Genomic DNA, 12,485 nt, shown 5'->3' on the forward strand with positions numbered 1-12,485 from the left:
TTCTCCGTCACCGTCAAACAATCCAGTGGTTAATTCGTCATAACCCCTAACCTTGCCAAACTCGGGGATTTTCAACATTCCCTTTTTTACATCGTCTGGGGTATACTCATTGTCCCAGGACCATTTCCATGTCCGGGTCTTATTTGAATATGAACCGACACCTACATACTCAAAATAGTATTCCCGGTCTGGGTATTTTATGGTGAAAATTCCTAACCCATGATCATATTCCCAGTTCGTATGGCTGTCGATATCATATACTTTTTTAAATTCTTCTTGTAAGTTGTGCAATTCATCAACGCACCTCTCCTTAAACAATAAATACGGTTCTGGATTCATTTATCAAAAGTAGTCACAACTCTTCTCATAAAAAAGTTGGTAGTTATGGGGTAAGGCTGGCTTATTTAGAGCATATAGCCAATTCAGGTGGACAGTCAGACATATAGCCTTTGAAGTCTAAATTACAATCAATTGGAACCCAAAAATCTCAATATCAAACACTTAAACCGCAGAATGCTGATGGCCAAAAAAAGTATTCTCCCACCGAAGGAGTACCTTCGGGAGGAGAATGCCTTGGGTGTTATTCCAATTCAAGACCTGACAAGTCCATAGCATAAAGGTGCGTGTCACCATTGTCATCCGCGACGGTTTTTAGTATCAACAGGTCACCCCTTAATTCATTGCCATAAATTATAGGGAAAGCGTTGATACGAAAGTCAGATACATAGGTATTGATCAGTTGCGCCTCGCATGAGCCGGGGCTACAGTTGTCGAGCCGGATAACTTTTACCAGGCCGTCGTCTACCACGATCAGGTTGTTTTTATATTCTTCAATAAAAACGAAGCTACTGATCTGCGGGTCCCATTCGTAAATGCTGTTATTAATGTCCCAACTAGAGCCATCCCAGGGGATTATAAACCCGCCACCTTCAAAGGAGCTATTGAGGAAGAGCCTGCCGGCTTCAGTAAATAACCTGTTGCCAACGTCTACTACATCGGCGGGAATGACCTGGAAGTTTATTCCATCATCAGAAACATAGAAATTGTCAGAATAAATATCTGAAGGGGCGGTATACAATCGGCCTTCATACGCTACAATATTGGTATAAGGGGCTAATTCACTGAGAAACTGCCAGTCGCCGCTTCCGGTCTTGCTATAAAGCTCACTGCCGATACGGCCGTAGTAGGTGCCATCAATCTCTGCAAACGTTCTGGGGCCGGTTTGCGGATCGTGAGTCCACGTATTTCCCTGATCTTTCGAGATATAATCCCCCACACGTATGTCTCCAAAGAAATCTACCTGCAGGTAACCAGTGTACGGAGCCACGAAAACCGGGGTGCCGGGATTATTAAGGTTGCTGATATTAATCTTGTACAAGCCATCATCGGTAGTGTAAAAGAATTTGGAATGATCACCCGGAGGAATCAGCGTCGATTTGATCGTCTCACCGGTTGATAAAATAGGCATAAAATCCGTCTTACTTTCAAGTATGACCTCTATGGGATCGCCCTCTGTATCGATCAGCTCCTGTCTGGTGAAGGTTTTTTCATAAGGTTTATAAAAGTCTTTTGTAATGATGATGTCATATGATGACCCGTAACGGACGGGGAATTCGACTAAATTATTTTCGGGGGTCAGCGTGCCTTCGTACAGTACGTCTGAGCAGCACGATCGTCGTACCTCAATGTGGGCATCGGTGAGTGCCAGGCTTGGAATATACTCATATGCTGAAAATTCATACTCAGTGATAAATGGCTGAATTCTGAAGCTCAAGGTATTGACAGCATGGAGAGAAAAGGTGGTATAACCATAGCTTTCCACAGGATCCGAGGTGGCATCAACAACAGAGATAGAGAATTCGTTGAGTTCATTGGCTGTAACTGAAAATTCGATAGGCAACGGATTGTTGACGAGTTGGGCGTTGTCGGAGCCTTCCTTGGGCACAACGTAAATTACATTGTTATCCCCATCAACAACCAAAAAATCAGTTAGCTCATAGTCGCCCGGTTTCAGGCTTACAGGCTTGCTGATAAATTTGTCATAGGTATACGTGCCGTCTAGCTTAAAGACATCAAGCTTTTCCATGTTCAGAACAGTCTCGCCGGAAGCGTTTACGACAGAAATGACAACGGCACGGGCGTCGCTAAGTTCAGCCAGCCTTCCATTCTCGCCAGGCACCTGACCGTTAAAGGTAAACTGTACGGGTTGTTCTTTCTGTTCTGTAGCATCCTCCTCGCAGGAGGAGGCCAATAATATGATGATACATGAGTAAAGGAATAATTGAAGTAATCGTGTGTTCTTCATAGTGGTTTAAGTGGGTTAAATGGTTTAACATGGCCTGGAGCTAAAGCCGACCATAAGGATTTGATCGGTTTCACCAACAAACAGACAAAAAGGGCTACTTTCCTGTCAATGACGACATAGGAGAAATGGTGATAACAACGTGATAGCCGGCACCCAGTTATGGCATCAGAGATATGGAAATTAACCCGGTTGATTAAGGTTAATGAAGAATTTTTGGGATTGCTGCTACATGAACAACGTGTTGTAACTTTTGTTTTTGTCGATGCTAAAAAGTAGGGGTGTATTGACGGATAAGCGGCGAAAAGCTAATTTTCATTTGGACATCAAGCTTAGGTAGATGCTTTTTACTGCTTGTAATCCTCTTCCCTTAAAGGATTTTCATAAAGGAACAGGAAGGAAGATATTGGTCAATATCATCTCATTAAAAAGTACGGTTAGTCCCTCAGGCTAAAAGGATCAACGCCCGTTGACAAAACAAAAGCCCGGGCTTATACCCAGGCTTTAACTTGCAGGTGGACTGACGGCTTATGAACTTTCAAAAACCGGAGTTATACAGGCGTTTATCAGGGGCAGATACCGCCACCGGCATTGTCTGATACTGTAATATCGCTTGTGGTAATATTGCCACCGAAAGGATCTACATAAATGGCACACCCTGCACTATGCCGTAGCGTGGTATTGGATACCGAGAGGTCAGGGTCTTCAAATGCACCATCTTTGCTTAAAATAATATTGGCCATGCCTCCATCTATCTCATCGCTGCCTCCATACTCTACTATGCAGTGGTCCAGTTCGTTGAGTACACTATTGCTTTGCACGATCAGTCCCTGCCAGTAGCCGGCCGTTTTGGTCGCTCCGGTGAAGGTAATAGGCTCACTTGCCGTACCTTTGGCAATTATTATCCCATCGTTTGGACCTGAAAAGTCTTGCTTGAAAGCAATGGTTTGATTGGCTTCAAACTCAATGATCGTCCCTGGCATGATCGTAAGCGTGGCCCGGGCATCAAAAGATTGAGCTATCCGGTAAGCGGCTCCGTCTGACAGCGGTTGCCAGGTGTCTTCAGCGGTAAGGTCATGAGTAGGGCTTCCACTGGCATTGATTTCCACTCCATTGAACCCGTTGCCTGTAAAGCTCGTTTCGCTGTCGATTGACCCTGTATTATCTGCGTCAATCCGTACGGCAGCTTCTGTATTGTCCGCTAAAATGTTATTCGAAAACTCCCTGAGAGATGCATGTTGCTCGACGATAAAACCTATACCCATGCATTTTTGAATTGTGCTGTTATGCAACTTGAGGCTGCCATACGAGCCACTTGCGCCCTCAATCGCTACGCCCCCGTTAAGCTTCACGTTGGTGCCGTAGGTAGCCAGATAGTCACTTCCCGCATACTCCAAAATCACATGGTTGAGTTCATTACGCACATCATTGGCCCTTATCTGAAGTCCTCGCCAGAAGCCCTCTTCTTTCATCTCCCCGGTAAACTTTATAGGTTCGTTGGAAGTTCCGATAGCCTGAATGGAGCCATCAGTATTAATGAATAACCCTGAATTGGCGGTAAAAACAATGCATACACCAGGATCGATGATCAGATCTGCATTTACTTGCAGAAAACCGTCAACAATATAGTCTGCCAATCCATCTTCGGCAACGGTGTTTTCAAGGCGTAGCTCCTCATTGATGTCGCTGGAGAGCAGCTCAGGCTCAACAATTGGGTCTACGGGTGCATCCCCGTCATCATCACCACAGCCTGTAAAAGCAAGTAGCGATAGAATACAAGCAAAGAGTAAAAAACGATTTGTAGATAAATAAAGTGAGTTCATGGCTTTTCGAAATAAATGGTTTTGATAATTTTTTGATTGTGTATGATCTGTATTTCATACCTTCCACTTTTCATTTGATCGACATTAAGGTAGATCCTGGTGGAGGGTAGTATCCTGATGCTTTCCCGGTAGGTCTTGCGCTTCATTACAGAATGCCCGCCTCATTGGGATCATCGACAATGCCTATTTGCAACGTAGCGGATGTTACATTTATCGGATATGCGAAATCCTGCACCTCCATATAGATGGAAGGATATTCTCCGAATTCACCGGCAACATTGATATCTCCTCTCATGGTGAGCCCGGTTAAAGGGTTCTCAAAATCTCCGCTTTTACTGATGGTGGTAGCAAATCCGCTATCTTCTCTGTCTATACCTGAACCAAGATCAGTGAAGACCAGAACATCGCTGGGTGCCGTGAGTCTTATTTTCCTGACTCCGCCCGCATCAGCTCCGAAAAAAGTAAATGAATAGGTTTCCCCGGATACCAGGTTAATATTCAGTTCTTCGAAATTGTCGCGCGGGGTAAAGGTTCGGTTGATACCGGGGCCCTTAAGCGTGAAAGTGAATTCGGGAGGGTCGGTATCTGTATCAGGTATTTCCTCAACCTCACAGCTAGAGAATATCATACTTATAAATATCATGGCCAGGACACCACCAAATCCGGTGATGCCGGCAATAGACAACATGGGGTTCTGTGCATTTGAATTTTTCATGTAAGCAAGATAGACCGGCTATCCTGCATACACTGCGAAAAATGTAACAAGGGCTAAAAGATATGTAACTTAGCCGGTAGAATGACTCTCAGCATACTCTGAGGGGCTATGGCCGTAAAACTCTTTGAAACATTTTGAAAAATAAGAAGGGTCATTGAACCCCACAGTGTAGCCCACCTCTGACATATTCACACCTCCCTTTTGCAGAAGCTGCGCTGCCAGCTTTAGCCGTTGCGACCGGATCAGCTCAGAGGTAGTACAGCCTACCAATGCTTTAAGCTTGCGATGGAGCTGCATCCTGCTCATCCCAATTTCGGTGCTGAACACCTGAGCGTTGAACTGAGGATCGGTCAGCTTTTCATCAAACAGTGCCTGCACACGCTGTAGAAACTTTTCGTCAGTCGACGTTACCGTTACTTCCTTAGGCGATAGCACAAGCTCACGACTGTACCGCTTATGAAGCTGAGCCCTTATATTTACCAGGTTTTTGACCTTGACTTTTAGCAGTTCGTTGCCAAATGGCTTTACCACATAATCATCGGCACCTGTCTCAAGGCCTATAAGCTCATTGGCTTCACCGGCCTTAGCTGTGAGCAGGATAATCGGAATATGGCTGGTTCTTTCATCCTGCTTTAAGGTGGCAGCTAACTCCACGCCATCTACACCGGGCATCATTATATCCGAGATGATAACATCAGGTATAGTTTGCAGTGCTATTTCTATTCCCAAACGGCCATTTTCAGCTTCCAGTACCTTATAGTCAGTATCAAAAAGCCCCTTGACCAATTTGCGGATATCTGTATTGTCGTCTACTATAAGCAGGGTGGGGTGAGTGGCGTCGTTTTCGCTTTGCTCATCAGGGTGCTGGTCATTAACAGGGGAGGAGTAGGGGTGCGAATTGATAGTTGCTCTGCTCCCTGTAACTGCCTTTATCCTCTCGGGGGTTGCAAATTCACCGGTTGAAAAGCTTGCCCTGTCTACGGGTAAGGTAACAACAAACTCAAGCCACCCGCTTTCCTCACCGGAATAGTTGAGGTGCCCTTTGTGGAGCGTGGTAAGCTCATGGACAAGAGCGAGGCCTATGCCTACACCTTCATGCGAGTCATCTGTTTGGTAGAAGCGTTCAAAGATCCTGTCAATTTCTTCTTTGGGGATGCCTTCACCGGTATTTTTCACGGAAAGTTTGAACCTGTTGCCCGCAACCGTAGCGGTAAGTTTCACTTCACCACTTTCACCGGTGTATTTGATTGCATTGGAAAGCAGGTTTACGGTTATTTTCTCTACCACATCCCGGTCATACCAGTAAAGGTTGGTAGTGTCATCGATTAGCAAAGTATACCCAATGGATTTCTGCTCGGCCAGGTACCTAAAAGCTGAAGCCATAGCCCGGATGTCACTAAACAAATCGGCATGAGCTACCCGAAGTTGCAGGTGTCCGGATTCAAGCTTCGAAAGGTCAAGCAACTGATCTACCAGTGCCAGTAAGCGGTCTGCATTTTGGTTGATCACCTTCAGGTCGGTTTGCATTTCAACAGAAAGGCCGGGTTGTGCCAGTTGCTTTTCTACCGGGCTTTTGATCAGTGTAAGTGGTGTTCTGAATTCGTGGGAAATATTGGCAAAGAAGTGTGACCGGGCACTATCCAGTTGCCTCAGTTTTTTTGTGAGCTTTTGACGGTTTCTGTACAGTACGTAGAAAACAACAGCTATAACGAGAACAATAAGCACTATGCCCAGTAAAATGTACAATTGGGTCTTTTTTTCATTTTGTGCCAGTTCGTTCTGCGCAGTAAGCAGGTCAATCTGCTTCTCATTTTTCTCGGTTTGATACTTGGCCTCCAGCTCATGTAGCGCTTTGTCCCGATAGATCACGTTGATACTGTCGTTATAAAAGCCATGCCTTTTCAGTGTGTTGTAAGCTTCCCTGTAGTCGCCTTTTGCAAAGTAGGCGTCCGACAAAGCCTCAAGAGCCAACTCTATAGACTGTATATTCCCAACGCGCAGCGCATTGTCAAGTGCCTTTTTAAAGTAAAGTATCGATTTGTCGGGTTCATTTCTGCTACCAAACAATCGTCCCATATCCCGGTAGAGGTTGGCGGGGAGTGACGACCCTTCGGTACCTTCAACTCTGGAAGCTGCCTGGTTGTAATATACCAACGCCTGATCCGTATTGCCCAGGCTATGATGGCTCAGGCCAAGCTGGTACTCAATGCCTGCCAGCATTAACGGATCATTGTAATCCTTAAAGTAGCTGTATGATTTTTCCAGATATTCCCTTGCCTGGTTGTGGTTTTTGTTGGCATTTTCCATAGCCCCTAAAGACTTGTATATGGCATTGATGCCATATTTGTCATCCATCTTTTCGTAAATTTTCAGGGCCTCTTTGTAGTATCTCATCTCTGCCTTTGGGTTATCCAGCGCATTGTAGACATGGGCAATGTTTTGAAAATTCTCCGCGTGGTCAATGGTAATGTCATTCACCATAAAAGTGTCAGCCTTAAAATGGTATTTCAGGGCAGCTCTAAAGTCGCCCTGGGCATAATGGTTTTGAGCTACGGCTTTGTACCCTTTGGCTATCGATGTGGAGTCGTTGCTGGTTTTGGCAACCTCTACTATCCGTTTGAAGCACGAGTCTGCCGCTTTGAACTTTGCAGACCTTTTCAATGATTCTCCCGAATATTTAAGGGAATAGATTTTTTCTTTGCTGTATTTGTCGTCAGTGCTGAGTGCAAAAGCCTTGTTAAAAGTGATGGTGGCGCTGTCATAAGCGGCATCGGTATAGTACACAACGCCTTTGATGTTATAGGCATCCCATAGGCCCTTGGTGTAATTTAGGTCTTTGGAGAGATCCACCATGCGATCCAGAAAGTAGTCTGTAGAGTCTGAGCCGGCAAAATAATACTCCCAGGCCAACCATTTCAGCGCAAAAACTTTGGCGGTGTCATAGTCAGAGTTATGCAAAATGTTCGTCAAAGAATCAACTTTTGACCGATCTTGCGAAAATGAAAATGTGAAGGACAGCGCCAGCACAAGTAAAAGGAAGAGACGTCTCATGATCTTTGATCCGTAATATTGAAAATACTTCAGTGCCTTCAAATGGTATGGCTCACTACGCCTGACAAAATTTTGGAGCAGCAAGTGAACAAACCACACAAGCAATCAAAGCAACATAGACGGACAGGTACATTTGTGGTCTTCTACCATCAAGTAAAGTAAAACTAATAAGTAAAGGCAACTTAAAGAAATATATGCTGTTCTAATTGGGTGGCAGTGACCGCTATACGAAGGTGGGGACGCAGGACTTGCTATCATAAATTTGTATTGGCTGATATGGGTTTTGGGCAGTTAATGGGGTAAACTCATCAGGTTTAAGGAAAAAGTACAGCAAGGCACTGTAAAATTGTATGCCTTGCTTTTGTTTTTGCCCATGCTCAGGGGGCTAATCACAGGTTATATCTGGCTCTTTGTAAATCACGGTTCCATAATTTACTTCCAGCGCACAAATTTCTGCAGGTATTCCCGATAGATCATTCCCGTTGATGTATAAGGCTTTCAAGTTGGTAAGTTGCCCTATTTCAGCAGGTAGCGAAGTTAATGAAGGGTTGTTATCCAGAAACAGCGATTCAAGAGTTACCAGTTGTCCTATTTCCGGCGGTATCTCATTTAAATTGCCGTTTAGCCCCACAGATAGCCTCTTGAGACCCTTTAGCTTTCCTACTTCGGGAGGTAAACTGGAAAAGTCATTCATGTGCATTCTTAGACTTTGCAGGTTCTTAAAATATCCTATTTCGGGAGGTATGGTATTCAGGCCGGAATTATGGATAAGAAGGTCGATGATCGCACCGTTTTTTAAAGTTACGCCATCCCAATTGGCAAGGTCAGGATCATTCGTGTTCCACCCGAGGCTGTTGGAAGGGTTCGCATAATGAATGGCTTTGAGCGCATCCATTTCAGTAACCGTAGTCACTTCGTATACTACAGAGGTGCCGTCGGCAGCAGTAACGGTATAGTTAACTTTTTCGGCAAAGTTTTGTGCGCCCTCAGGGCTAATGGTGGCGCCCGGAGAGACTTGTATGGCCGGCAGTAAAGCCGTCTGCAAGGTATTGCCGGGCAATACAATAAAAACAGAATGATTACTTTCATTAACTTCTCCAATGGCGTTTACCTCTATTGGATTTTCAGAAAGCAAGAACTGAAAGCTGAGTATTGCTTTTTCGCTGCTCGACAGGGCTTTTAAACTTGCCCTGTATGTTGTCTCTGTCCCATCTGCCGCAGTAACAGTATAGCTTACCGGACTCGTGAAATCCTGACTTCCCATAGGGCTAACAGTTGCTCCGCCTGAAACTTCTATAGTGGGAGTAAGGTCGGAGAGGTCAGCACTGGCCGGGAGGGATGCAGAAATAGTCTTTGAACTTTCATCTATGGTAGCCACTATATCCTCCGTTAGAGAGGGATTTTCAGACGCAAGGAGCTGAAAACTTATAATTTGCTTTTCAATATTCTGAGGAGCCGGGCTATCGTCATCGCCACACCTCGTCAACGTGAGCAGGCAAAGGGCCGCCATTCCAAAACTTAATATTACTTTCATTATGTATGCTGGTTATATCCGTATTGATTTACACTTGAATAGCCTGAGAATGGAAAGAGACATTCTAACCTGATCCTAAGCCACGGAATCAAAGGTAGATACCTCTACATAGAGGGGCTGTAAATTATGTAACAGAGGCTATCAGATATGTAACCGGCCGTTATTTACAGGGGAATTATTGAGCACTATACATCAATGAGAGACTTATGGCAGAGATTTTAGGAATGGTTCTGCCGGGTAGGGTATGGCTTTCTGGTTTTTTATTTGATTAATTTAATTACGCCATTTTACATGCATGCCCACTTGCTACAAAGACTCCTTAGCACCAATCTCAGCAATTTTCTCTATACAGATTGTTTCCGTTAACTGTTTGAGTTTGTTCACCCGTTCTGCTAAGTAAAGCAGTTCTTCTGCGGTGATGGCATACTCATCCATTTTGTAACGAGCATCAATGTAAGCCTTTTTCAGCAGCTCGAACAGGCGTTGTTCTTCTGGTGTTTGTTGGGGGAATACGGCAAAGCGCTTGTCGCACATTTCTGCCTTAATGCCCAATGTCTCTATATTGTGATCTTTAGGACGATAGTCTGTAAATACCAGCAACACAGCGGTGTAATAGCGTTCCACGGCTTGGTGGAGTTCAAAAGCAGCTTTGTTCAAATAGACTTTACCCTTTGTTGCTTTATTATAATTGGCTTCAAAATCTTCGTAAAAAACATTCGCACTTTCAAACCATTGGTCAAAATACCCCTGTGCTTTTTGCCGGCTTTCGGCAGGGCTCAATACTTTTGGCGTGGCCAGCCTAAACTTTAGCGAATCGTATAACACGATGCCTTCTTTTTTGATGTCCTTAAAAAAGTAATTGCCCTCGGTGAGCGCCTTGTTCAGGTGCTTGATCCCGTGAAAGATCATGTTTACAGGTGTAGTGACTTTGCCGGTAGTAAGGAGTTCATTTTTCACCTGCTCTTCTATCCTGAATTTTAGCTTCAGGTCTTCGTGTGTAATCACTACCAGCAAGTCATAATCACTACGGTATTCATAAGTAATGCCCTTTTCAACATACTTATCTTCCACCCATTTGCCGGTAGCATAGCTGCCGAACAATATCACCATCTCCACATCCTTATACCCGGACAGCAGTTCTGTGAGCAGGGTTAACTCTTCCTGTTTGGTTTTGGGCAATGTATCTAAGGCTTGCTTCACGGGTTTTGATGGTTAGGGGGCGAAAGTTAAAAAATACTCATGAATTTTATTCGCCCTTTCGTTTATAATGCAGTTGAACCAAACCCGTGTCAAACGTTTTGGTGTTCACAAGCTCCAGTTGTTGTTCGGGTCTTCCATCTTTAAAAAGCCTCGTGCCGTTGCCAACCAAAACAGGTACCACTGAAATGATCATCTCATCGATCAGGTCATTTTTTAAAAGTTCGTTTACTATTTCTGCTCCGCCGTCACAATAGATGTTCTTTCCTTTTTGGCTTTTGAGTTGTTGTACTAATTCTGTGAGGTTGCCCGTGTAGAACTTTGTTTTGCCCACGTCGGGGCGTTCCGTTCTGGTCACCACGTACACCTCTCGTTCGCCGTTGTCGTAATGGGAAGGGCCAATTTCGCGAAGCACCCAATCATAGGTTTTTCTACCAAGAATTATGGTGTCTATTGTTGATGTAAATGCTGCATAGCCATAATCTTCGCCTTCTTTCTCTACCAATTTTAAAAAGCTCAGGTCATCATTCGGTTTTGCAATGTAACCGTCTAAACTTGTGGCAATAAATAGTGATAATGTTCGCATCGTCCTTTTACTTTTCTGTTTTAATATTTACAGCGAAATTAGAAACAGCCTTTCAGCTACACTTTGGAAAAATACGACAAAATCAAAGTTGTGATGGTGTAAGCCCTGTTTTCTTTTTGATTTCATTGGCAAGGTGTGAGTGGTCGTAATAACCACATTCGAAAGCAATGTCTAACAAACTCCTGTCCCCGCCCGAATTTTTAATCTGCGATATTGCATTTTGGAAACGGATGATATTTGAATATTCTTTTGGTGATAGGCCTATGTGAGTTTTGAAATATCGCTCCAACTGTCTTACTGTTATCAGGTTTCTTTTTGCAATGTCGCTTATGCCTGCCAGTCCGTTCGATTGGTGAATGTCATGAATAACCGACACCAACAAGCCATTTTTGTTTTGTAACCTGTCATAAAAAAAGTGATTCAGATAGTTGAGAGGGCTCTTGATGAATTTATCGATGTTAAATGAATATGGCTTTTCAAGCTGGACCGTTTTATCTCTCAGCTCATTTTGTGGCGCATAATTATAAAAATTAGAGAAAACACCGGGTTTTAAGCATACACCAAACAGGTGCGTGTTTTCGCTTATGAAACTTTCCTTAAAGGATGTCATAGCTCCTGCCACATAAGTTTTGCCGAAATCCATAGTCACTATGCCGCTGTCGGTAACACAACTGTCGCCCACATTGACCACCAACCCAGGACAACCATCAGGGAAGATGCGTTCCCACTGTCGGTCATCATGATCACCCTTTAATTCCCAGAAAGAATGAATATAGGGCTGTAGGGCTGTACAAGGACGTGTTTCTTTATATTCCATAGGTTGCAGCGGGTTTGGCTTTGATGAACGAACAGGCTTTAATGGTTGCCTGGGCTTTAAAGGTAATTAATAACCCAATACCCCTGACACTTTTACACGGTTGCCACTAATTTCTGGTTCTAACTATTTTTGCAATTCTACTGAACATGATTTCCGATAAACTCCAATTGTAGCCTTCAAAGTCCACAGTATTTGTGAATTGAATGATTACTGCATCGATTTCCCTGTCATATTTGGCAATCGTCTGATAACCTGGAATTAAACCAGTATGCTCGTATTCGTAAATAGAACTGTACGTTTCCTGTTCCTTTTTATCCTTAAAGACAGAACCATCATTTAAAGCCCTGACAAATTTGCCCAGATCTTCTGCTGTTGCCAACATTACACCATTATTGTCCGTTTTCAAATCATTCTCATAGCCAACGTAATATCCGCTCATTACATCATTTAAATCCACATC

General features: G+C 43.9%; 9 protein-coding genes and 1 pseudogene. All 10 read right to left on the reverse strand.

Translation table 11 applies throughout. The annotated features are described in order from the left end of the window. A partial coding sequence (locus E1163_RS08370; RefSeq protein WP_221417962.1) for a DUF6882 domain-containing protein occupies nucleotides 1-339 on the reverse strand: 339 nt, incomplete at its 3' end. Nucleotides 340-580: 241 nt separating this feature from the next. Next, nucleotides 581-2,305, reverse strand: a complete 1,725-nt coding sequence (locus tag E1163_RS08375; RefSeq protein ID WP_155170987.1) for a hypothetical protein — start codon at nucleotides 2,303-2,305, stop codon at nucleotides 581-583. A 563-nt stretch (nucleotides 2,306-2,868) separates the two neighbouring features. Then, nucleotides 2,869-4,125, reverse strand: a complete 1,257-nt coding sequence (locus E1163_RS08380) for a hypothetical protein (RefSeq protein WP_155170988.1) — start codon at nucleotides 4,123-4,125, stop codon at nucleotides 2,869-2,871. 145 nt (nucleotides 4,126-4,270) lie between these two features. Then, the gene (locus E1163_RS08385; RefSeq protein ID WP_155170989.1) at nucleotides 4,271-4,840 is read right to left on the reverse strand and encodes a hypothetical protein; all 570 of its coding nucleotides are present in this window, start codon (nucleotides 4,838-4,840) and stop codon (nucleotides 4,271-4,273) included. A 69-nt stretch (nucleotides 4,841-4,909) separates the two neighbouring features. Further along, nucleotides 4,910-7,810 (reverse strand): ATP-binding protein, encoded by a 2,901-nt coding sequence (locus tag E1163_RS08390; RefSeq protein WP_185156019.1) that lies wholly within the window; start codon nucleotides 7,808-7,810, stop codon nucleotides 4,910-4,912. Nucleotides 7,811-8,276: 466 nt separating this feature from the next. Next, entirely contained in the window at nucleotides 8,277-9,425 is a 1,149-nt protein-coding gene (locus E1163_RS08395; RefSeq protein ID WP_155170991.1) for a DUF5018 domain-containing protein, read from the reverse strand. 306 nt (nucleotides 9,426-9,731) lie between these two features. After that, nucleotides 9,732-10,625 carry a HEPN domain-containing protein gene (locus E1163_RS08400; protein WP_343033786.1) on the reverse strand — a complete coding sequence of 298 codons (894 nt, stop codon included), beginning with the start codon at nucleotides 10,623-10,625 and terminating at the stop codon, nucleotides 9,732-9,734. Between the two features lie 46 nt (nucleotides 10,626-10,671). After that, on the reverse strand, nucleotides 10,672-11,208 hold the full coding sequence (locus E1163_RS08405) for a dihydrofolate reductase family protein (protein WP_155170992.1): 537 nt from the start codon (nucleotides 11,206-11,208) through the stop codon (nucleotides 10,672-10,674). An 82-nt stretch (nucleotides 11,209-11,290) separates the two neighbouring features. Continuing rightward, entirely contained in the window at nucleotides 11,291-12,025 is a 735-nt protein-coding gene (locus E1163_RS08410; RefSeq protein ID WP_155170993.1) for a helix-turn-helix transcriptional regulator, read from the reverse strand. Nucleotides 12,026-12,131: 106 nt separating this feature from the next. Next, nucleotides 12,132-12,485 (reverse strand): annotated as a pseudogene (locus tag E1163_RS30495) (serine hydrolase); the annotation flags it as partial.

Source organism: Fulvivirga kasyanovii (genome assembly GCF_009711405.1).
Taxonomy (GTDB): Bacteria; Bacteroidota; Bacteroidia; order Cytophagales; family Cyclobacteriaceae; genus Fulvivirga; species Fulvivirga kasyanovii.

Bases quoted from the DNA above. Each gene is read 5' to 3' on its own strand.
- E1163_RS08395 (WP_155170991.1), bottom strand. From the start codon at position 9,425: ATGAAAGTAATATTAAGTTTTGGAATGGCGGCCCTTTGCCTGCTCACG.
- E1163_RS08375 (WP_155170987.1), bottom strand. From the start codon at position 2,305: ATGAAGAACACACGATTACTTCAATTATTCCTTTACTCATGTATCATC.
- E1163_RS08405 (WP_155170992.1), bottom strand. From the start codon at position 11,208: ATGCGAACATTATCACTATTTATTGCCACAAGTTTAGACGGTTACATT.
- E1163_RS08380 (WP_155170988.1), bottom strand. From the start codon at position 4,125: ATGAACTCACTTTATTTATCTACAAATCGTTTTTTACTCTTTGCTTGT.
- E1163_RS08410 (WP_155170993.1), bottom strand. From the start codon at position 12,025: ATGGAATATAAAGAAACACGTCCTTGTACAGCCCTACAGCCCTATATT.
- E1163_RS08385 (WP_155170989.1), bottom strand. From the start codon at position 4,840: ATGAAAAATTCAAATGCACAGAACCCCATGTTGTCTATTGCCGGCATC.